Genomic DNA, 22,192 nt, shown 5'->3' with positions numbered 1-22,192 from the left:
TAAGTTATTGATATTTAATGGGTTATTTTTTAGCATTGGCATATTTATTTTGGACATAGGCTTCGGTCCTGGCAAGCCTATCAAGCGTGCCAACATCCATCCAGTGATCTGTCATATGCTCGCCACTCACCAACTGCTGATTGATGGCAGATTTTAAATAGGGTGCCAGTGGTGCAATTTGCCCTTGGTTCAGTGATGCCACGATTTTAGGCGACATGACGCTCATCCCTGCAAAGGTTAATGCGGTATGATCATCACTTTTTAAGCATACTTTTTCTTTGATTAGCCCAAAATCACCCTCAGGATGATGCTTGGGATTATCCACCAAGATTAGATGTGCCAAATGCTTATTAAGCTGATGATGAACCAGCCGATCAAACTCAAATTCCGTCCAAATATCACCATTAATCAAAATAAATGGCAAATCACACAACAAACCTTGATCCAAAGCAAATCTAATACCGCCTGCAGTCTCAAGTGGCTCACCTTGTTCAATAGAAAGTAAAATCTCAATGCCAAATTTTTTAGATAAATTGAGTGTCTTAAGTTCTGTGAGTAACACCTCAGATAGATAGCTGGTATTGATGACAATGCGGTGTACACCTGCCGTCGCCAAACGCTCGATATGCCATACAATCAGCGGCTTACCAGCAATTGGAATCAGAGGTTTAGGCTTTGTGAGCGTCAATGGACGCATACGGGTGCCTTTACCTGCTGCCAAAATCATCGCTTGCTGAATCATAACCGCTCCGATAAGTACCCAAATTTGGTGCTATAAGCAGGTAGTACCCTATTTTTAAGCCATGCCATAAATTCACCATAAATCGCATCATGACTACGCTCAGACAGCCAAGACAGCTCAGCCACCAAGTCGCTCATTACCTTGGGGATGTTTTTAAGATAGCGGTGCTTGCCATCACGCTCTGACAAGCGAATAAAAATCCCCAAAACTTTCAAATGACGCTGTATGCCCATTATATTGGTTTGTGAAATAAAAGTTCCCAAATCAACGCTGGGTTTAATCAATTGATAAAATTCATGCATACGCTTTTGGGCCCACACCTCATTATAATCAATATATGCATCTCGCACTAGACTGACCAAATCATAAGTATACGCACCAATCACCGCATCTTGAAAATCAATCACACCAAGATGATCACTGTCCTTATCCATCATCAAATTACGACTGTGGTAATCACGATGTACAATCACTTGAGGCTGCTTATTAATCTGCATGATGAGTGTTTGTTTTAAACTTTCCCATTTTTGAGCATCTTTCTGAGTTAGCCCAATTCCCAAATAAGGTAAAAACCACTCGCTAAATAAGTCCATTTCTTGGGCTAATTTTTCATTACTATACTTAGGCAAATCAGCTCCCTTAATCGTCTGTAGCTGAGCCAATGTCTGTAACGCCTTGGTGTAATAGCCATCTTTGTTATCAGTGTCTTTGGCAATGGCATGGGCAAACTCCACCGTACCAAAATCCTGTAAAAGCAAAAATCCCATCGCTTCATCACACGCCATAATATCAGGTACATTTACCGTTTCGCTCATGATACCTGCCACATGGATAAAATCTTGAATACTTTCTTTATCAGGTGGTGCATCCATCAAAAGATATGTCATCTCATGACCGCCCACCTCGCCACGCATGGGTAAATAAATGCGGTGGTAACGACGAAAACTGGCATCTCCCGATAAGCTTTCTACACGAAAGTCGGTCGCCAAATTTGCATTTAAAAATTCCATCATCTGAGTGTGGCGTACATCGCTCATAAATTTTCTCAACTGTTGGTGATATCAAAATGACAGTTTAGCGGATTTTGGTGGTTTAAACCAGTATCGTTATACAAAATAATCAAGCATTTGACAAACTTTTGTCTAAAAAGCGTCGTCAAACATTGATTGCGCTACCAAGTATCTCATCATACCTAGATTAAAATTTCATCCATAAAACCGATAAAATAATCGCACCAAACGCTCAGAATGGTGTAAAATAGCAAAAATTTATCTGTATTCGTAAGGTTTGGCTGTGATTCGCTCTCGTATTCTTTGTGCAAGTTTAATGCACACCGCTCATCACCATCGCTCAAAGACATATTTGACTACCGCTATTCGTTACGCACTATTTGGTATCGCCAGTTTGCCATTTGTCATACCAACTTATGCAGAACTCAATACCAGCCGTTCACTGACAGTCGTTGGTGCTGACAGCTCAAAAAATTTGCCTGATACACCAAATACCAAACCCAATACTGTCTTAGCCTTAGACGCCCATCTACAAAGTCATGATGATACTGCCAATGCCTTTGATGGCTTTGATTTTGAAGTTATCACACAGCAGGCAGCCGAGCAGACAAGCAGTCAAGCAAATCAAGGCAATCATCAGATGAGTCAGCTTGACGCCTTTGCTAGTAAGTCAGACAATCCAAGTTTAAACACTGCCAGGCTGACGGATAAGCATGATACACCCTCTGCCAGTAAAAGCTTAGCCAAATTAGCCGAAAACTACCATATTAAGTCCGATCCAGACGCTCATCGTTGTCAGGGTATGTGGATGCAGCCAATCCACCAAGCAACACACACAAACCGCCCTACCACCCCAAAACTGGATGAAAATGGTAATCCGATTACAGAAGATGGTATTTTTGCTCAAGCTGATTATGGATATTATGACGCTCAAACTTATGCCGAACTGTCTGGCAATGTCATTATGGAACAAAACGGTCGGCGTGTAACCGCTGATAAGCTTACTTTAGACACCCAAACAGGGCAAGCCACTGCGTCAGGTCAAGTACAATTTAGTGATGGCGGTGCAAGTGATCACAGTGCTGGCATTATTGGCATGGCTGAAAACTTAGTATACCATACAGATGGTCAGACAGCGACCGCACAAGATGTTGCTTTTGCAAGCACTACCATCAATGCTCACGGTTATGCCAGTCAAATGGATAAAATAAGCAGTAGCGAATATCGGCTTCAACATGTCATGTTCACCACCTGTCCACCCACAGAACGCAAATGGTACTTAGATACTGATAGCATTGATATCAATACCGATACAGGTCGTGCTATCGCCAAAAATACCACCTTGCGTATCAAAAAAGTACCTGTCTTTTACCTGCCCTATTTTAACTTTCCGATCGATGCTCGTCGCTCTTCTGGATTTTTATTACCATCAATGGGATTTGGTGCATCGGACAGTTTTGAAATTAGTACGCCTTATTATCTGAATTTGGCACCAAATTATGATGCAACCATTACGCCAACTGTATTTACTAACCGCAATCCTATGCTGACTGGCGAATTTCGTTATCTGACCCAAGATTATGGATCAGGGGTGTTGACTGCTTCGTACCTTCCAAAAGATCAGCAATATCATGATAAAGACCGTAGCCGAATACAATTTGATCATACATGGCAACCCAAGCAGTTTGATAAAATTACCACTTACGCACAATATCAATCTGTTTCTGATGCCAATTATTTATCAGACTTTAATGCCTTGGGTGTTGAGAGTGCTAAGCTAAATCTACCAAGACGCATCGGCACAAGCTTCTTGGATGAAAATGTCTCAGCTGATTTAAGATTTGAAGATTTTCAGCGTTTAGACGGTTTTGGCTTAGATGGTCGGCCAATTACAGACAAAGATAGACCATATGCACGCCTACCACAGCTATCGGTCAACTATCGTTTGCCTCGCATATGGATGGGTACACCCAGCGGTCTTGAACTGGGTGGTATTCATAATTCTGCCTATTTCAAAAAATCCATTAAAGATAACTCTGAACCAGAAAAAAGCGGTGGTAGAATATTTAACCAATTCACAGCCAGTTATCCACTGCTTCGCTCTTGGGGTTATTTGACGCCAAAACTTAGCCTGACACATCTATATACCAGCTATGACGAAGACAGCTTAGCCGACCAAAATATCGCTAAGAAAAATGGTCGCCATTCGGTATTTGCACCGACGGTCAGCTTGGATGCTGGGCTATTTTTTGAAAAAGCGGGTGCACCATTTGGCATGCATCAAGATACAGGTGGCTATCAAGTACTGACACCAAGATTACACTATACTTACACGCCTTTTAAAGATCAACACAATGTACCAAATTTTGAGACAAAAATTGCACAGCTTAGCTATGAGCAGCTTTTGAACAATAACTGGTTTTTGGGTCATGATCGCATTCAAGATTTACACGCCGTCACGCCTGCAGTCAGCTACCGTTATATAGATAAAATGGGCAGGACACGCTTTGAAGGCGGGATCGCAGAACAGATTTTATTGAGTCATATCCGTGTTGGTATCAATGACAGCGAAAGCTATAGCAGCAGAAGCTCTGGTTTGGCATGGCAAGCCAGCCTACAGCCAAAAGACAATTTATGGTTTGATGCATCAGGTTCATTTAGAACAAATTATGATTTGAGCAGTATTGTGGCACAAATTCGCTATCGTCCAAGTGATCGTAAGTTATTTAACCTAGGTATTGTCAAAAGAAAAGAAAATCGTGCTTTTAATCAATCAGCATTATCAGCATATACTGCCTCCGCCATTTTTCCAATCAATAATCGCTGGCGTATGATGGGTCAACTACAATACGACTACAACTTAGATTATGTCATGGATTCTTTGATGGGGCTAAATTATGAAGATTGCTGTTATGGTTTGTCAATCTATGCAAGACGCTATCGTGATGCTTTCAATCCACATTTATCACCTGATACTGCAGTAATGGCAGAAGTTCGCCTAAACGGTATCGGTGGCGGCGGTCGTTTGAATCGACTTTTGAGCGAAAAGGTACTAGGCTATGATCAGGTTCAAAATGCTTGGAGACATGATTACTAAATGCATGCCAGCCGTAGCCTCAAATAGAGCCTAAAATTCATACCACCATATCAGCAAATACTATGCCGTTTGGTTTGACGCTCAAGCAGACAAGTGCTAAACTCTACGCATTTAAGTTGATATTTTATTATTCACAATTAAGGATTATCCAATGCAAGGTAAATTTATCATCAAAACTTTAACCGCTGCTGTCATCAGCTGCACAAGCCTTGTGTCACAAGCATCAATCAGCGGAAATAGTCATGACGGTATTGTCGCTGTTGTCAATGATGAAATTATTTTAAAAAGTGAGCTCAATCAAGCCACTGAGCTGGTCGCAACTGAAATCCAAAAAAACGGCGGCAATGTCACTCAAGATCAAGCACAAACGCTGGCTTTAGATGAGCTAATCAATGAAAAACTTCAGCTTGCCATCATTAATCGTGCTGGTGTCGTTCCAAATGATGAGGTGATTGATCAGCAGTTATTACAAATTGCCCAATCCCAAGGCGTGAATAGTTTATCAGAGTTTCAATCCAAACTTGATGCCGAGCGTGCAGGCAGTTATGCTGCGTTGCGTGCAAACTTAATTCAAGATGCCGCCATACAAGCATTATGGCAAAATCAGATTCAAAGCCGTGTACGTATTACCGACGATCAGATTGATGCTTTTTTAAGCAGTCCTGAATCAGCACGCTTAAATCAAGTTCAGTACCGCCTTTTACATATTCGTGTGCCTTATCTTGATAATACTGCCAGCGAGCAAAACCGCCAGCAGGCCGCCTTAGTTGCTGAGCGTGTTAAATCTTCTTTAGATGCTGGCATGAATTTGGATCAAGCCATGCAAAATGCTCGTGGTGATTATACGCCCGATCTTCAAGGTGCTGATACTGGGCTGATTAATGCCACCGCTCTACCGCCAGCCATTGCTGCCAAAGTAGATAAGCTAACTATTGGACAAACATCAACGCCGATCGTTACCGTAAATGGTATTGATATCGTCAAAGTGGTTAATAAGCAACAACAAAATCAAGTCATCGTACCTAAATGGCAAACCAGCCATATTTTGGCTCGTATTGATAGCAATCAAAGCAGTGATATCGCTGAACAAAAAATCAATGCCATTTATCAACAATTACAACAAGGTGCCGATTTTGGGACCTTGGCGGCAACTTATTCAGATGACACAGGTTCAGCTTCACAACATGGCAGTTTAGGCTGGGTTAATGAAGGCGATATGGTGCCAGAATTTGAAACCATGATGAAAAATACAGCAAAAGGTGATTTTTCAACACCATTTCGCTCTCAATTTGGTTGGCATATCCTAAAAGTCAACGATATTAAACAACATGATATTACCGAGCAATATCGACGCAACGCTGCACACGAATATCTATTCTTGCGCAGCGCACCACAGGCTCAAGAAGATTGGTTGCAAGAATTACGCTCAAGTGCTTATATTAAAATTTATGAATGAATAAAAATAAAAATACCGAAGATTTATACTTCGGTATTTTTTACTCAGGTTATTAAGGCAAATAAAATCATCTTGGGAATTTAAGCAAAGCTAACTAAGATATAAAATCTGGCTAGCTTATATATAAAGCTATTTAAGTACTGTCAATGGATCAACATACACGCCATTTCTAGAAATTCTAAATTCAAATAGTGCCGCACCGCTTGGCTGATTTTTCATGCTTGCAATACGCTGACCGGTACGCACCGTATCGCCTGTTTTAACTTGAGCGTCCTTAATATGGATATAGCTTGAAACAAATCCATTGGTATGCTGAATCACAATACTCGCCCCGTCCATATTGTGATCAGCTTGAATGACTGTGCCTGCATTACTGGCGTTAATTAAATCGCCATCTCGTCCAGAAAACCACATGCCATTACTGGTAACAGTTGAGCCGGCCACTGTCGCCGTACCAAAGCGTCGAACCACTGGATTGGTCGCACCAACAGGATAGCGAAATTGCATCACCCCTGAGCTACCCGTGGCAAATGGTGCTTCTGTCACTGGTGGGGCAACTGGTGCTGGCTGCTGAACCACAGGCGGAGTCGGTGTGGGTTTTTTTACCACAACAACAGGTGGCGTGGGTTTTTGTACGGCAGGATGCTGCTGTACTGGTGGTCTGCTTGACTGAACCGCCACAGGCGAAGGTGTGTGAGCTGTATTCACACCAGAGCTGATACTACGCTCACGCACCTTGAGATCACCTGACCATAAAGTCAGCCATTGACCTGTATAAATCGTATAACTGCTATTTAGATTATTAATGTGTCCAATCTCACGCCAATTTAATCCATAACGCTGAGCAATCTTACTGACAGTATCGCCCTGCTTCACCTGATAGCGATTTGGTACGCCCTGACTGTCCGTGATAACCTGTGAACCTATTGCCAAACCACCTGAACCTGAAGTACGATGACTGCCCGAACCTGAGGTGCTATTATAGGTTGGCTTACTGGCACATCCTGCCAAAATGCAAGTGGTGATCACACCAAAAATCAAGCCCAATCGCTTGATGGGTTTTTGATTTTGTGAATTGATTGCTATCGTCACAGTCATACTCCAGTACCGAATGATTTATTAAGCAGATTTGGCAAATGATTTTGTCCAAATTTGAATGACAAATACCCTATTGTAACATGGGAGCAGTTAACGCAAAACCCACAATAATTGAGCTTTTGTATTTTTTTGTCAAAGTTTTTTGCCAAAATAAAAATAACAGCATAATATAATTTATAATATTTTAAATTAATATTATAAATCAATAATTATCAAAAAACGACTAAAAACCTTTAGCCGTTTTAACTGTAAATTCAGATGACTCAATCAAAATAGCGTTGGCTTAGTAATCGCCAATACAATAATACCCACATAAGCCACCGAAGCAATCATCAGTCCTGCTTTGGCTTGGGATGGGGTATTGGTATAATGACGCTGTGCCTTAATGGTGGCGGACGCAGCAACAATCAGTAAAACCAACTTGGCAAGTGCCCAATGCTGAGTACCTGCAACCTGATAAATCTGCCAAAATAATCCCAATCCAGTCAAAATAACCGCTGTATAAAATACATGATTTAAGATTTTGAGGGTATTGGATGCTTTTGGTGTTTTGCCCATAAACATTGGTAATGCTTGTAATATAAAAATAAACAGCACAATAATCGCCAAAAGCATGTGTAAATGTTTCATAAAAATCTCTAATGATTATGCATAAATCACTTCCAAAATCTCAAACTCAGCCAGTCCACTGGGCGTTTGGATTTTGGCTTCATCACCTTCAGATTTACCGATAAGACCACGCGCAATCGGTGAATTGACCGAGATTTTACCGACTTTAAAGTCTGCTTCATCATCACCGACAATTTTATAGCGACGCTTAGCACCATCATCCATGTTTTCAAGCACAACAGTCACCCCAAATACCACTCGTCCCTCTTTGGGCAGTTTAGCAGGGTCGATGATTTGAGCCCCACTAAGTTTGGCTTCGATGTCACGAATGCGAGCTTCACAAAACCCTTGTTGCTCACGGGCGGCGTGGTATTCGGCATTTTCTTTTAAATCACCGTGTTCACGAGCTTCGGCGATTGCGGTGGTAATGCGTGGACGCTCAACGGTTTTTAGCTGTTTTAGCTCATCTTCAAGCGCTTTGTGCCCTTCTGGCGTCATTGGATAGCGTTGCATAATTTTCCTTTCAATGTTTATGATTTAAATCAATTTAAGTTAATTCATCAAACATTAACCCAAAAAATCATTTAAATAAAAATATTAAAAATGTAAAAAAACTTGCCAAATACGATATCTGGCAAGATTTTGTTAAATCAGATTTATTAATATATTGTACTGAGTTTTAGAAAAAATGCAAGCTTAATTTGGTAAATACTCCAAAGTACAAATATTAAGTTGCATCAAGTAACATAAATTTGCTCAACACAAATGCGTGAGCAAATTTATCCCAATACTTTTATGAAGCATACAAATCTTGCAGCTTATAAACATCAAACGGCAAAGTCGTCTCATAGGCTTCACACACCGCACGCCCTGCGTTGAGTGTATTTGCAACCAGTATTTTATTTTGCAAGGCTTCACGGCGAATTGGGAACGAGTCTTTTAATGCCTGCTTGCCCTCTGTGGTATTAATGGCAAGGTGAATTTGGCCATTTTTCATCATATCCACGATGTGAGGGCGACCTTCACTGACTTTATTAACACGCTTACACGCTACGCCAGCACCTACCAGCATATCATGTGTACCGCCTGTGGCAACGATGTTAAAACCAAAGCCTGCCAAGCGTTTTGCCACATCTACCACGCCCGCTTTGTCGCTATCACGCACCGAGATAAAGACCGTTTTGGTCTCCCCCTCTTGTGGCAGCCCTGTCAATCTATCACCACTGCCCAGTGTTGCCTTATAATACGCCTCACCAAAGGTCTGCCCCACACCCATCACCTCACCTGTAGATTTCATCTCAGGGCCAAGAATGGGGTCAACGCCTGGAAATTTGGCAAAAGGAAATACCGCTTCTTTGACTGAATAATGACTTGGTACAATCTCTTGGGTGAAGTTTTGCTCTGCCAAAGTCTGTCCTGCCATACAGCGAGCGGCGACTTTTGCCAAAGACACGCCGATACATTTGGAGACAAATGGCACGGTACGAGACGCTCTTGGATTGACTTCTAAGACATAGACTGTTTCGCCTTTGATGGCAAATTGTACATTCATCAAGCCGACCACACCAAGCTCTTTTGCCATGGCGACGGTTTGGCGACGCATGTCATCTTGAATGTCATCACTTAATGAGTAAGGCGGAATGGAGCAAGCAGAATCGCCCGAGTGCACGCCTGCTTGTTCAATGTGCTGCATGATGCCACCAATCACCACCTCTTTGCCGTCCGATACGCAATCCACATCCACCTCAATGGCATCATCTAAGAAATGGTCAAGCAGGACAGGCGCTTCATGAGACGCTTGCACCGCATCACGCAAGTAGCGTTTAAGTTCATCTTCGTTATAGACAATTTCCATGGCACGACCACCCAAAACATATGATGGGCGTACAACTAAGGGGTAGCCCACTTTCGCCGCCTCACGAATGCCTTCTTCTGATGATTTGACAATGCTGTTATTGGGCTGTCTTAGGTTTAGCTTGTTAATCATCTGCAAAAAGCGTTCACGGTCTTCGGCTCGGTCAATGGCATCAGGACTTGTGCCAATGATGGGAACGCCTGCTTGTTCTAGGCTACGGGCAAGTTTTAGTGGCGTTTGTCCGCCATATTGCACAATCACACCCTTGGGCTGTTCGGTGCGTACGATTTCAAGCACATCTTCTAGGGTGATTGGCTCAAAATACAAACGGTCTGATGTGTCATAGTCGGTTGAAACGGTCTCAGGGTTACAGTTCACCATGATGGTTTCATAGCCATCTTCACGCATGGCAAGGGCGGCGTGGACGCAGCAGTAATCAAACTCAATGCCTTGTCCGATACGGTTCGGGCCGCCACCGATGACCATGATTTTGTCTTTATTTGATGGGTTGGCCTCGCACTCTTCATCATATGTTGAGTACATATAAGCGGTTGATGTTTCAAATTCAGCGGCACAAGTATCCACCCGTTTATACACAGGATAAATGCCCATGTTCCAACGGGTTTTGCGAAATTGTTTTTCAGACACGCCCATCAATTTGGCAATGCGTGCATCAGAGAGTCCTTTTCGTTTAAGACGGCGTAGCAAATTGGGGGTTAAGTCGCCCATGCCAAGGGTTTTTAGCTGATTTTCTGTATGAACAATGTCCTCAATCTGCACCAAAAACCATGGGTCAATGTTGGTGTCAGCAAAAACATCATCAACCGATAAGCCAAAACGCAGTGCATCAGCGATATAAAAAATGCGTTCTGGGGTGGGGGTTTTGAGTTTGAGTTTTAAGGTGCTGATGATGCTGTCATCATTTTGTTCAAAGTCTAATTGCTCATCAAATCCTGCCACCCCTATTTCCAGACCACGCAGTGCCTTTTGCATGGATTCTTGAAAATTACGCCCGATTGCCATCACCTCGCCAACCGATTTCATTTGAGTGGTTAGCACGCTCTCAGCTTGGGGGAATTTTTCAAAGTTAAAGCGTGGCATTTTGGTAACCACATAGTCAATGGCAGGCTCAAAACTCGCTGGAGTTTTGCCCCCTGTGATGTCATTTTTTAGCTCATCTAGGGTATAGCCGACGGCAAGTTTGGCAGCGATTTTGGCAATGGGAAAGCCTGTCGCCTTAGATGCCAATGCTGATGAACGGCTAACTCGTGGGTTCATCTCAATCACCACCATACGCCCTGTTTTTGGATTGATGCCGAATTGGACATTTGAACCACCTGTCTCCACACCAATCTCACGCAACACAGCGATGGACGCATTACGCATGATTTGGTATTCTTTGTCGGTTAAGGTTTGGGCAGGGGCGACGGTGATGGAATCGCCTGTATGTACACCCATGGGGTCAAAGTTTTCAATGGAACAGACGATGATGCAGTTGTCTTTTTTATCACGCACCACCTCCATTTCATACTCTTTCCAACCGATTAAACTCTCATCAATGAGCAGCTGGTGGGTGGGTGATAAGTCAAACCCACGCTCACAAATCTCAATAAACTCCTCACGGTTATAAGCAATGCCACCCCCAGAACCCCCCATGGTGAATGATGGGCGGATAATGCACGGAAAACCAACCTTAGCTTGAATGGCAAAAGCATCATCCATGCTCTGTGCAATTTCTGCTTTGGGGCATTCCAGACCGATTTTTTTCATGGCTTTATCAAACAGTTCACGGTCTTCGGCTTTTTCAATGGCTTCTTTGGTCGCCCCAATCAGCTCACAGCCATATTTGGCAAGCACGCCATGTTTGTCAAGGTCAAGCGCACAGTTAAGTGCCGTTTGTCCACCCATGGTTGGCAAAATGGCATCAGGACGCTCTTTGGCAATGATTTGCTCTACCGTCTGCCAGGTAATCGGTTCAATATAAGTGGCATCAGCCATGGACGGGTCAGTCATGATGGTGGCAGGATTTGAGTTTACCAAAATCACCCGATAGCCCTCTTCTTTTAAGGCTTTGCAGGCTTGGGCGCCTGAATAGTCAAATTCACAGGCTTGCCCGATGACAATGGGACCTGCCCCAATGATAAGAATGGATTTAATGTCGGTACGCTTTGGCATGGCGGTTCTCTTTGTTGATAAATTATTGATAATTTTTTTGATTGATAAAATGGGTTAAAAAAGTGTTGCCATCGCTTGTTCTTCTTGACGGATACGCTTAAATAAGACCAGCAAATAAATGGGCAAGCCAATCAATAAAACATACCACGCTTGACACAATAAGGCGATGCCAATCAGTTCAGGTATGATGTTTAAAAAATAATTGGGGTGGCGAAATGTTTTAAATAACCACGAACGATTAATTTGATGTTCTGGCAAAATATAGATTTTAACCGTCCAAATCTCCCCCAACTGCTTGATAATCAACGCCAATATCACAAATGAAGCACCTACCATCAGCGTGCCAACCAAGGATATGCCATTAAAAGCAGTGTCAGAAAGCCATACCGAGATAAAGCATGCCAAATAATAAAGCGTATGAACCACCGCAAGCACCGTAGAATTGGTTTTTCCGTATTGTATTGCCCCTTTGGCAATCAAGGCTTTTTCATGTTTAATGGAGACGGCTAAAAATAACAGTCTGATGATAAAAAATAGGATTAAAATGCTTAAAATCATTGTCATTGATGTTTTTTCCATTGAAATTAAAAATATAAATATGCCATGTTTCAAGTTGATTTTCATTGATATTTAACATGCCACAACCTGCCATGATAAGTTCGTAATTGGCACAAATCATTGCTATGCAATTCATTTAACGCTTGTTCAACCTTGTTTTAAGCAGAATGTCTGGCACAAAACTCACGCCACTAATGCAAACATTGCCAGTTCTTAGCTCGCCCCACGCCAAACTTTCATTGTATGCCACAAAACCATTGACTTTGCACGCAAATGCCAAGTCAAATTGACTGTCCGATGATAAAATAAATTGCCACGCATTTTTTAGATTTAACAGCACTTGCATGTCATGGGTTGAAATGCCACTCACACTCATGCCATCAATAATGGTTTTGCTCTGGGGAAAAGTGGTATTGACATTTTCCAAGCGTGACATGCTGTGAATGACTTCAACGATGTTTTTTTCGCCAAAAACCGATTTTGTTCAAGAGTTAGGTTGAATTTGTCAGCAAACATGATGGGCATATTCATTCAAAAAAATCTTCATCAATTTCACAAATTTCAAGCACTTCTTTGACTTGAATGCCCACTTTATATTTAATCATTAAACCAACCAGCTCTTGTCCACCAATCAGGACAATTCTGCCCAATAATTTTTGAGAAAATCCTTGGGCGGATTTGGTGAATGATGATGTGGTGATAAACACACCCCGTTCCACGCCATTGCCCTGTAATGCCCCTGAAAAGGATTGTAATTCTTTGAACCAATCATGTTATCACTGGCATATCTTTTGGCTTGAATGTAGATATTTTGAATGCCTAATGGGTCTTGTTTGATGACCCCATCAATGCCACCATCGTGTGATTTGCCAGTATGTTCAAACAAGTTTTCTTTACCGCCATATCCCATGGCAAGCAATAACTTTAATACCGATTTTTCAAAAAATAAAGGCGTGCCTTTTTGTAATTTATTTAACAGTTCAACTGAAATTTCTGTTTCAAGATTTTTAATGGCATTTTTGGCTTGGGTTTCAAAATCCATGTCATCATTATCATCAGTTTCAATGCTGGTCTTATCTGACAGTTTTTTCTTGCGTTTAATTTCTGCTCTGCTTTTTAAATAACTTTTCCAATCAGGTAAATCAGCTTCATCATACAGTTTTTCGCTAATGTGTGTTTTATTTTGCCACAGTGTCGCCATTTTTAAACCAATGGGTGTGATTTGATAGGTGGCTTTACTGATGCGATTTAAGATGCCTGCTTTGGTTCGAGAACTGATTGACCAAGCGATGGCATTTTCTACTTTTGGCTGACCACTATTAAAACGCAAAGTTAAAATTTCATCAGAAAATTCCCCCAATTGAATGACACCTTGATAAATCTCTTGGCGTTTACGAACTTTATTATCACTCATCAGCTTTAATGTTAAAGCACGGCATTTATCACGGTATTCACGATTATTAAAATTCATAACAGCTTTCCAAAAGAGCAAGTTATTTTAGATGGTGCGTTCCATAAAGCAAATTCACCCAATTTACCGTTCAAAATGTCACTGCCCAAATTCACACTTTCGCCTTTTGCATTTCCATAATGAATCTATCAAACAACACCGAACAATCATGTGGACCGGGGCTGGCTTCTGGGTGTCCTTGAAAGCCAAATGCAGGTTTATCGGTCAACTCAATGCCTTGATTTGTGCCATCAAACAGTGAGCGATGCGTGGCTTTAACATTGGCAGGTAAGGTCGCTTCATCAATGGCAAAGCCATGATTTTGTGATGTGATCATCACCGTACCATCTGCCAAATTTTGCACAGGGTGGTTTGCCCCATGATGCCCCGATTTCATTTTGATGGTTTTTGCCCCACTGGCCAGGCCCAATAATTGATGCCCCAAACAGATACCAAAAGTTGGAATCTCCGTTTGCTCAATGATGTGCTTGATATTGTCAATGGCATAGGTGCAGGCGGCAGGGTCAGCAGGGCCGTTGGAGAGAAAAATACCATCAGGGTTTTTTGCCAAAACCTCGCTAATTGGTGTTTGGGCAGGGACAACCGTCACATGACAACCCCTATCCACCAGCATGCGTAGAATGTTGGTTTTTGTGCCAAAATCATAGGCAACCACATGAAATTTTTTACTAATGTGTTTGCCAAGCTGTTTAAAATACCCGCCTGTTGGGCTGTCTGTTTTGCCATATTTGGCGGTGGTGGCAGGGTTGTCAGCAAGTTCCCAAGTGCCTTGTGTCCATTCAAATCCTTGTGGGTGGCAGCACTCTTTTGCCAAATCAAGCCCCGTCAAGCCTGCAAACTCTTTGGCAAGTTGCACCGCTTTGTTTTCATCGTCAGCTGTGATGTCCGTGTCGCTGTCTATGGCATAAATACAACCGTGCTGAGCCCCTTTATCACGCAAAATTCGGGTCAGCTTTCGGGTGTCAATTTCGGCAATGGCAACGGTGTCATGGCGTTGTAAAAAGTCGGTGAGTGATTCATCGTTGCGAAAACTTGAACTGATGATGGTGGCATCACGGATAATCAGCCCTGATGCCCAAATGCGATGTTCACTGCCAGACTCGCCATCTTCGCTGTTGGTGCCTGTGTTGCCAATGTGTGGGTAGGTTAAGGTAACCAGCTGTTTGGCGTAACTTGGGTCGGTTAGGATTTCTTGATAGCCTGTCATGGCGGTGTTAAATACCACTTCGCCAACGCTACTGCCCATTGCACCAATGCTGATGCCGTGAAAAATTGTACCGTCAGCGAGGGCTAAAATGGCTTTTTTTGCTATTTGAGCTGTCATGAATTTCACCCGAATTTTTTATTAGTATTAAACTTTTATATGATAAAATATTATAAATTAATTATTAAGCAATTTGCAATTTACCAAATTTTAGATAAAATTTTTTAGCGATTGACCGCTAAAAAATTATCATTACTGTCTGATTTTTTCCACAAAAAAGCGAATGATTAAAACAAATAACTCACCCTGCGTCTCTGCCAAGATAAAGTTATGTGGATTCATAATCACTCGCTCATCGTAGATTTTGCTTATTATATATAAAAAAATACAAAAAATCTATATTTTAATCCATATTTTGACTAAAAATTTTTACTCAACATATAGATTAAAATCGCTTTAGGTTTTATCAAGTACAACCGCTGCTGAATTAATACAATATCTAAGCCCCGTATCGGTGACATAATTATCTGGAAAAACATGACCCAAATGCCCACCACAATGATGGCAAGTGACTTCGATGCGACGCATCCCATGCGATAAATCCAGCGTTTCATCAACGACATTATCGCCGATAACCTTATCAAAACTTGGCCAGCCGCAACCTGAATGAAATTTGGCACTGCTATCAAATAGTGGCGTATGACAACCCTTACAGCGATAAATACCCTCCACTTCGGTATCGGTATAAAGCCCTGTGAAAGCTTGCTCGGTGCCTTTTTGTCTTAGGACATAATACGACAAATCATCCAAGCGATTTTGCCAATCTGCCTCACTCATCGTATTTATCACTGCTTTGTCAAGCGGATTCATCACTCACTCCTTCAAATTTCATCAGTATGCAAGATTTACTTGCATATCAAAATCTTAATTCATTAATCAAATTTGTAAAGTATAACTTGCAATTGATGATTTTATGGCATAAAATCATCAATTGCAATACAGGATATATTACCATGAATGACCCACAAAATACCATCATAAAACAAGGTTTGCGACTAAAATTACGGCGAAAAGCTTTGGGGCTATCAGCTGAAGCCTTGGCATCTAAGATGAGTGAGCTTGGCGTGCCTGTCAGTCGTGGTGCGATCGCCAATTGGGAATGCGGTAAAAATGGCATTGTCATGAGTAAATTACCCATATTAGCGGTAGCTTTAGGTGTCAGTGAAAGTTATCTTATAAGTGGTGATCATTTGACCTTACAGACAACCAAACAAAAAACCGTTAATGAAATTTGGCCAAAATCAACCCTCATCAAATCATCTGTTAATCAAACGCCCATTATTTTATCATCGGAATACGCCATCATGCCCCAAACCAAGCCCTTAAAAAAATCCAATAAACTTGCCAATGTTTGCTACGATATTCGTGGTGAGTTACTACAAACCGCCAACCGTATGGAAGCTGAAGGCCAGCGGATTATTAAGCTCAACATCGGTAATCCTGCCCCTTTTGGGCTATTAGCTCCTGAAGAAATTGTTCGTGATGTGGCGCTTAATTTGCCTGAAGCATCTGGATATTCTGATTCTCAAGGAATTTTTTCCGCCAGAAAAGCGATATTGCAATATTATCAAGGCAAGGGGCTGTTATCTGCGATAGATGTCAATGATGTTTATATCGGTAATGGTGTCAGTGAATTGATTGTCATGACCATGCAAGCGCTACTTGATGACGATGATGAGATTTTAATTCCGATGCCTGATTATCCTTTGTGGACGGCAGCGGCAAATTTAGCAGGCGGTAAAGCGGTACATTATCGCTGTCTTGAAGATGATCATTGGCAACCAGACTTAAAAGACATTGAAAGCAAAATCACATCACGCACCAAGGGTATTGTTATCATTAACCCCAATAATCCAACAGGTGCGGTCTATACTGATGAAATCCTAAAAAGCATTGCTGCACTTGCCAAAAAATATGATTTGGTGATTATGGCAGATGAAATTTATGACCGCATTTTATATGATGGCGTCACGCATACCCCCATGTGTACAATCACAAATGATTGTTTGGTTCTAACCTATAATGGGCTATCCAAGTCGCATCGCATTGCAGGCTATCGCGCAGGCTGGCTTATGGTTTCGGGCAAAAAACACCATGCCACCGATTTTATTGAAGGGCTGACCATGCTGGCAAGTATGCGTCTGTGTGCCAATGTTCCCGCCCAATACGCCATCCAAACAGCCATGGGCGGCTATCAATCAATGCAAGCTTTGACTGCACCGACAGGACGCTTATATAAGCAGCGTAATTTAGCGGTTGAGCGTCTGAATGCCATCAAAGGCATCAGCTGCACCATGCCCCAAGGTGCATTTTATTGCTTTGCTAAGATTGACCGTGATATCTACCCTATCGATAATGATATGAAATTTATGATGGATCTACTCATTGAAGAGAAAGTATTGATAATCCAAGGTACAGGATTTAACTGGGATCAGCCCGATCATTTCCGAGTCGTATTTTTACCAAATCTTATTGATTTAGAAGATGCCATGGACAGATTGGATCGTTTTTTTGCCAAAAAGCGTCGAGAATTTGGAACAAATTAACCCATCAGTCATGATAAAAACGCCTTGGCTTTTACATGGGGCGTTTTTTATGATTGGTCATGGCGATAATATCCCCAAAATCACTACCCATATTCCATTTTTGAATTTAAATTTTTGGTATCAAACACTTAACATAATGCAAAACAAATCAGCTAAGCCAAAATAGGATATATGAATGTACCAATACAGCTATGCCGACCAAAAGCTCGTTGATGAGCGAGTGTCACAATTTCGCAGCCAAACTGAACGCTTTTTATCAGGTGAGCTGCCTGAAGAGCAATTTTTACCTTTGCGTCTGCAAAATGGTCTTTATATTCAGCGTCATGCGCCAATGCTGCGTATTGCGATTCCTTATGGCTTAATGAGCAGTCATCAGCTGCGTACTTTGGCAGAGATTGCACGTGATTATGATAAAGGTTATGGGCATTTTACCACACGCACCAATTTACAATTAAACTGGGTAAAACTTGAAGAAGTGCCTGATATTTTGGCAAAATTAGCTGCCAATCAAATGCATACCATTCAAACTTCAGGTAACTGTATTCGCAACACCACCACCGACCCTTATGCTGGCATTCATGCCGAGGAGATTGCCGACCCACGCCCTTATTGCGAAATTATCCGCCAATGGAGTACTTTTCATCCTGAATTTGCCTTTTTGCCACGCAAATTTAAAATTGCCGTCATCGGCACAAGAACTGACCGTGCTGCCACACAGGTGCATGACATCGGTCTACATTTGGTGGAGCGTGACGGCGAAATCGGTTTTGAGGTCATTGTTGGCGGTGGCTTGGGTCGCACACCGATTATCGGGAAGTTGATTCATGAATTTTTACCACGCAGGCATTTGCTGAGTTATCTTGATGCCATTTTGCGTGTTTATAATTTAGAAGGTCGCCGAGATAATAAATATAAAGCACGCATCAAAATTTTGGTAGAAAGCTTAGGCAAAGATACCTTTATCCAAAAAGTCAATGATGAATGGCAAACTTTAAAAGATGGTGATTTGACATTAAGTGAGGCACATTTTGCTAAAGCCGAAAGCTATTTTACTACCCCAGCTTATGAGCAGATTGATCGCTTGGCAGTACAAACACAGTTAGATGAGTTTTTGGCTGATAAGGATTTTTACAATTGGTATGAGCATAACACTGTTGCCCACAAAATCAATGGCTATAAAGCCGTTGTCATCTCATTAAAGGCTGGCGTTGTTGATGGTAACTATGTGCCTGCAGGCGACATTACCGATGCACAAATGTTTGCACTGGCAGATTTGGCAGATGAATACAGCTTGGGCGAGATTCGTGCCACACATCAGCAAAATTTGGTACTTAGCGATGTTAAAATAACTGATTTATACATACTTTGGCAAAAATTAAGTGCACTTGACCTTGCTCGTGCCAATATCGGCACTTTAACCGATATGATCGTCTGCCCTGGCTTTGATTATTGTGCGCTTGCCAATGCCACCACCCACAATATCGCCGAATCCATCGAAAAACAATTCAATGACTTAGACTATCTGTATGACTTAGGCAACATTCGCTTAAATATGTCAGGCTGTATGAATGCATGTGCACATCATCATGTGGGCGATATTGGTATCTTAGGTGTTGATAAAAAAGGCGAGCATTGGTATCAAATTAGCTTGGGCGGCAATTCAGGCGAGCATGCCAAATTGGGGCAAATCCTTGGGCGTGCTGTCGCTGCTGACGAAGTTGCTCAAACCATCGCCACCATTGTAAATGTCTATAAAAATGAGCGTATAGAAAGCCATGGACATATCGAAAGCTTCGCTCAAGTCATTGAAAGACTTGGTATAACACCCTTTAAAACAGCTGTCTATCACTAATTATCTCATAAATATTTAAGATAATATAAAATATATAAATTTTTTATATTCAGGATAAATCATGAGTACAATCAAAGTTGATCGCCATACCAATTCAGAACCTGCCACGCTTGATCTAAGCCAAGCACTGACAGCTGACGCAACGCCCAATGACATTAAATCTGCCATCGCTCACCAAGATTGCCTTATTTTTTTGGTTGCTAACTTTATGGACGGTCGTATTTTTAGCCTAATTCGCCATACTAGACATCAAGGTTTTCAAGGTGAGATTATTGTAGGCGGTGAATTTGCCCTTGATCAGGCCAATTACTTTGTCAAATCTGGTGCGACGGCATTTTTGGTCGATGAAACCAATGTTGAGACACTAACAAAAACTTTGCAAGATTTGGCAACTGGTTATGATGGTAAGGCTGTTAGTCACTTACCGTTATTTAGTTAATATTAAAATAATAAAGTGAGCATTATGAATACTTTGCCATTATTTTTTAACCTAAATAACAAAACCGTGCTGATTGTCGGTGGGGGCGATATCGCCTACCGAAAAGCACAATTAATGGCAAAGGCTAAAGCAAAGCTTGTGGTGATTGCGAAACATTTTGAGGCTGAATTTTTGGATTTTTTACAGTCTCATCATCATGTATTTTTTCAAAAATCCTTTGAACCAATCGATCTTAATCAGCATACACCCGCTTTAGTGATCGGTGCAACCGATGACCATGAAGTAAATTTGACCATTCATCGTGCATCAAAAGCGTATGGTGTGCCAGTTAATATTGTCGATACGCCAGATTTGTGTGATTATATTTTTCCTGCTATTGTAGATAGAAACCCAATCGTGATTGGTGTATCCAGTAATGGCAAAGCGCCTGTACTTGCACGCTTAATTAGAGCCAAAATTGAATCATCATTGCCCAGTCGCTTAGGAGAGCTTGCAGACAAAGCAGGTAAATTTCGAGATACCATCAAAAACTCTCTACCCACCATCACTGAACGCCGATATTTTTGGGAGTCAATTTTTGATCGTGCCTTAAAAGATGAAACAATTGGCACACTCAGCGATGAGCTTAATCAATTTAAAAATCATGATACCCGCTTGGGTGAGGTCTATATTGTGGGTGCAGGGGTAGGCGATCCAGATTTATTGACTTTTAAGGCACTCAGGCTCATGCAACAAGCAGATATCGTACTTTATGACGCACTGGTATCAAATGACATTTTAGAGCTTTGTCGCCGTGATAGCCAAAAGATTTTTGTGGGCAAAAAAAGAAAAGATCACACCAAAACTCAAGATGAAATCAACCAACTATTAGTTGATTATGCCAAACAGGGGCATCGGGTATTACGCCTAAAAGGTGGTGATCCATTTGTCTTTGGGCGAGGCGGTGAAGAGATGCTCGCCTGCCAAGCTGCCCATATACCCTATCAGGTGGTCAGTGGGATTACAGCTGCGTTGGCGGCAAGCAGTTATGCAGGCATACCACTCACACACCGTGGTATCGCAACTTCTGTACGATTTTTGACGGGTTGTTATCAAACAAATGAGCCGTTTAATGGTCTAAATAGTACTTACCAAACTGATGAGACTTTGGTGTTTTATATGGGTCTGCACGCACTGACTAAAATTATTGATTCTTTAATCAGTGCTGGCCTGCCAAATGATTTACCCATCGCCATCATCTCAAATGCCAGCCTACCCACCCAGCAGGTGCTAACAGGTACACTGACAGATATTATTGAAAAAAAGCATCAATCCAATCTTATCGCACCTGCCATTATTATTGTCGGTCATGTGGTCGATTTGTATCAGCCATAATCATCCAAATTTGCCCAAGTTTTGAGTAACTCATAAAAAACTGAGTTGATTTTGATTGAAAAATTCATCAATATCAGTAATAATAACAGCTTGAAAAGCATATCACCAAACCAACCCCCAAGGTCTTGTACCTGCATGGGAGGATGATTCTGGTAGCTATGGTCAGTCATTTGCCATCATGCTACTTCTTGAGGATAAGCACCCCACACCCGCCCTACTGCCCAGCGACCCTGCCAAAAAAGCCGAGATTTTAAGTGTGGTGCAGCACATCGCTTGCGATATCCATCCACTCAATAATTTAAGAGTATTAAATTATCTAAAAAATAAGCTACACTTGGATGCAACTGGTGTTAATGCTTGGTACGCACATTGGATACAGTTGGGTTTTGATGCCTTAGAGACAACATTAAGCCAAACAGCGGGCCGATATTGCTTTGGTGATACACCAACCTTTGCTGATTGTTTTTTAATTCCTCAAATGTACAACGCCATTCGCTTTAATGTGGATCTGAGTGCCTATCCAACACTTTGCCGAATTTATGAATATGCCAACACTCAGCCTGCCTTTATTGCTGCTATGCCAAAAAATCAAGAAGATGCTGTTGAATGATTGGTTAATTAAAAATCCAATTAAAAAAGCCAGTAA

16 protein-coding genes and 2 pseudogenes are annotated in these 22,192 nt (G+C 41.7%); 7 read left to right on the top strand and 11 right to left on the bottom strand.

Annotated features, from left to right (window positions below; all coding sequences use genetic code 11):
* Nucleotides 1-22: 22 nt before the first annotated feature.
* Complete coding sequence (murU, locus tag HMPREF2573_RS03115) at nt 23-742, bottom strand: N-acetylmuramate alpha-1-phosphate uridylyltransferase MurU (RefSeq protein ID WP_003659980.1); 720 nt, start codon at nt 740-742, stop codon at nt 23-25.
* Entirely contained in the window at nt 739-1,779 is a 1,041-nt protein-coding gene (locus HMPREF2573_RS03110) for an aminoglycoside phosphotransferase family protein (protein WP_070472518.1), read from the bottom strand. Before HMPREF2573_RS03110 ends, murU begins: the two co-directional genes overlap by 4 nt.
* Nucleotides 1,780-2,068: 289 nt before the next feature.
* Here HMPREF2573_RS03110 and HMPREF2573_RS03105 point away from each other — a divergent pair, with 289 nt between their 5' ends.
* On the top strand, nt 2,069-4,849 hold the full coding sequence (locus HMPREF2573_RS03105) for an LPS-assembly protein LptD (protein WP_003659983.1): 2,781 nt from the start codon (nt 2,069-2,071) through the stop codon (nt 4,847-4,849).
* Nucleotides 4,850-5,000: 151 nt separating this feature from the next.
* On the top strand, nt 5,001-6,305 hold the full coding sequence (locus HMPREF2573_RS03100) for a peptidylprolyl isomerase (protein ID WP_004463026.1): 1,305 nt from the start codon (nt 5,001-5,003) through the stop codon (nt 6,303-6,305).
* A 129-nt stretch (nt 6,306-6,434) separates the two neighbouring features.
* On the opposite strand, the gene HMPREF2573_RS03095 is transcribed toward HMPREF2573_RS03100, so the two are convergent.
* The 9 genes and pseudogenes from HMPREF2573_RS03095 to msrB all read right to left on the bottom strand — a co-directional run bounded on the left by HMPREF2573_RS03095 (nt 6,435) and on the right by msrB (nt 16,145).
* A complete protein-coding gene (locus HMPREF2573_RS03095) occupies nt 6,435-7,403 on the bottom strand; it encodes a M23 family metallopeptidase (protein WP_003659986.1) in 969 nt (322 codons plus the stop codon).
* Between the two features lie 267 nt (nt 7,404-7,670).
* The gene (locus HMPREF2573_RS03090; RefSeq protein WP_003659989.1) at nt 7,671-8,033 is read right to left on the bottom strand and encodes a SirB2 family protein; all 363 of its coding nucleotides are present in this window, start codon (nt 8,031-8,033) and stop codon (nt 7,671-7,673) included.
* A 15-nt stretch (nt 8,034-8,048) separates the two neighbouring features.
* On the bottom strand, nt 8,049-8,525 hold the full coding sequence (gene greA, locus HMPREF2573_RS03085; RefSeq protein WP_003659991.1) for a transcription elongation factor GreA: 477 nt from the start codon (nt 8,523-8,525) through the stop codon (nt 8,049-8,051).
* A gap of 280 nt (nt 8,526-8,805) precedes the next feature.
* Nucleotides 8,806-12,042, bottom strand: a complete 3,237-nt coding sequence (carB, locus tag HMPREF2573_RS03080; protein WP_003673201.1) for a carbamoyl-phosphate synthase large subunit — start codon at nt 12,040-12,042, stop codon at nt 8,806-8,808.
* Between the two features lie 54 nt (nt 12,043-12,096).
* A complete protein-coding gene (locus HMPREF2573_RS03075; protein ID WP_003659995.1) occupies nt 12,097-12,606 on the bottom strand; it encodes an isoprenylcysteine carboxyl methyltransferase family protein in 510 nt (169 codons plus the stop codon).
* Between the two features lie 130 nt (nt 12,607-12,736).
* Nucleotides 12,737-13,036 carry a hypothetical protein gene (locus HMPREF2573_RS03070; RefSeq protein WP_003659996.1) on the bottom strand — a complete coding sequence of 100 codons (300 nt, stop codon included), beginning with the start codon at nt 13,034-13,036 and terminating at the stop codon, nt 12,737-12,739.
* Between the two features lie 91 nt (nt 13,037-13,127).
* Nucleotides 13,128-14,014, bottom strand: a pseudogene (locus HMPREF2573_RS03065) (restriction endonuclease).
* A gap of 148 nt (nt 14,015-14,162) precedes the next feature.
* Nucleotides 14,163-15,383 carry a glutamine-hydrolyzing carbamoyl-phosphate synthase small subunit gene (carA, locus tag HMPREF2573_RS03060; protein WP_036378783.1) on the bottom strand — a complete coding sequence of 407 codons (1,221 nt, stop codon included), beginning with the start codon at nt 15,381-15,383 and terminating at the stop codon, nt 14,163-14,165.
* 348 nt (nt 15,384-15,731) lie between these two features.
* Entirely contained in the window at nt 15,732-16,145 is a 414-nt protein-coding gene (msrB, locus tag HMPREF2573_RS03055; protein WP_003669496.1) for a peptide-methionine (R)-S-oxide reductase MsrB, read from the bottom strand.
* 143 nt (nt 16,146-16,288) lie between these two features.
* On the opposite strand from msrB, the gene HMPREF2573_RS03050 reads away from it, so the two are divergent.
* The 5 genes and pseudogenes from HMPREF2573_RS03050 to maiA form a co-directional block, all read left to right on the top strand.
* On the top strand, nt 16,289-17,881 hold the full coding sequence (locus HMPREF2573_RS03050; RefSeq protein WP_275297039.1) for an aminotransferase class I/II-fold pyridoxal phosphate-dependent enzyme: 1,593 nt from the start codon (nt 16,289-16,291) through the stop codon (nt 17,879-17,881).
* Between the two features lie 175 nt (nt 17,882-18,056).
* Nucleotides 18,057-19,733 carry a nitrite/sulfite reductase gene (locus HMPREF2573_RS03040; RefSeq protein ID WP_003660008.1) on the top strand — a complete coding sequence of 559 codons (1,677 nt, stop codon included), beginning with the start codon at nt 18,057-18,059 and terminating at the stop codon, nt 19,731-19,733.
* A gap of 61 nt (nt 19,734-19,794) precedes the next feature.
* Nucleotides 19,795-20,172, top strand: coding sequence for a DUF934 domain-containing protein (locus HMPREF2573_RS03035; RefSeq protein ID WP_013108012.1), 378 nt, complete (start codon nt 19,795-19,797; stop codon nt 20,170-20,172).
* Between the two features lie 24 nt (nt 20,173-20,196).
* Nucleotides 20,197-21,546, top strand: coding sequence for a siroheme synthase CysG (cysG, locus tag HMPREF2573_RS03030; protein WP_070472515.1), 1,350 nt, complete (start codon nt 20,197-20,199; stop codon nt 21,544-21,546).
* A 109-nt stretch (nt 21,547-21,655) separates the two neighbouring features.
* Nucleotides 21,656-22,156: pseudogene (maiA, locus tag HMPREF2573_RS03020) on the top strand (maleylacetoacetate isomerase); the annotation flags it as partial.
* Between the last annotated feature and the right edge of the window lie 36 nt (nt 22,157-22,192).

Source organism: Moraxella sp. HMSC061H09, assembly GCF_001809255.1.
GTDB classification, from domain to species: domain Bacteria; phylum Pseudomonadota; class Gammaproteobacteria; order Pseudomonadales; family Moraxellaceae; genus Moraxella; species Moraxella catarrhalis.
The sequence above is the reverse complement of the archived record's forward strand: the minus strand, read 5'-3'. Positions and strand labels throughout refer to the sequence as shown.

Bases quoted from the DNA above. Each gene is read 5' to 3' on its own strand.
- HMPREF2573_RS03105 (WP_003659983.1), top strand. From the start codon at position 2,069: ATGCACACCGCTCATCACCATCGCTCAAAGACATATTTGACTACCGCT.
- msrB (WP_003669496.1), bottom strand. From the start codon at position 16,145: ATGAATCCGCTTGACAAAGCAGTGATAAATACGATGAGTGAGGCAGAT.
- HMPREF2573_RS03095 (WP_003659986.1), bottom strand. From the start codon at position 7,403: ATGACTGTGACGATAGCAATCAATTCACAAAATCAAAAACCCATCAAG.
- HMPREF2573_RS03100 (WP_004463026.1), top strand. From the start codon at position 5,001: ATGCAAGGTAAATTTATCATCAAAACTTTAACCGCTGCTGTCATCAGC.
- HMPREF2573_RS03040 (WP_003660008.1), top strand. From the start codon at position 18,057: ATGTACCAATACAGCTATGCCGACCAAAAGCTCGTTGATGAGCGAGTG.
- HMPREF2573_RS03090 (WP_003659989.1), bottom strand. From the start codon at position 8,033: ATGAAACATTTACACATGCTTTTGGCGATTATTGTGCTGTTTATTTTT.
- murU (WP_003659980.1), bottom strand. From the start codon at position 742: ATGATTCAGCAAGCGATGATTTTGGCAGCAGGTAAAGGCACCCGTATG.
- greA (WP_003659991.1), bottom strand. From the start codon at position 8,525: ATGCAACGCTATCCAATGACGCCAGAAGGGCACAAAGCGCTTGAAGAT.
- HMPREF2573_RS03050 (WP_275297039.1), top strand. From the start codon at position 16,289: ATGAATGACCCACAAAATACCATCATAAAACAAGGTTTGCGACTAAAA.
- HMPREF2573_RS03035 (WP_013108012.1), top strand. From the start codon at position 19,795: ATGAGTACAATCAAAGTTGATCGCCATACCAATTCAGAACCTGCCACG.
- carB (WP_003673201.1), bottom strand. From the start codon at position 12,042: ATGCCAAAGCGTACCGACATTAAATCCATTCTTATCATTGGGGCAGGT.
- HMPREF2573_RS03070 (WP_003659996.1), bottom strand. From the start codon at position 13,036: ATGTCACGCTTGGAAAATGTCAATACCACTTTTCCCCAGAGCAAAACC.
- HMPREF2573_RS03110 (WP_070472518.1), bottom strand. From the start codon at position 1,779: ATGAGCGATGTACGCCACACTCAGATGATGGAATTTTTAAATGCAAAT.
- HMPREF2573_RS03075 (WP_003659995.1), bottom strand. From the start codon at position 12,606: ATGACAATGATTTTAAGCATTTTAATCCTATTTTTTATCATCAGACTG.
- cysG (WP_070472515.1), top strand. From the start codon at position 20,197: ATGAATACTTTGCCATTATTTTTTAACCTAAATAACAAAACCGTGCTG.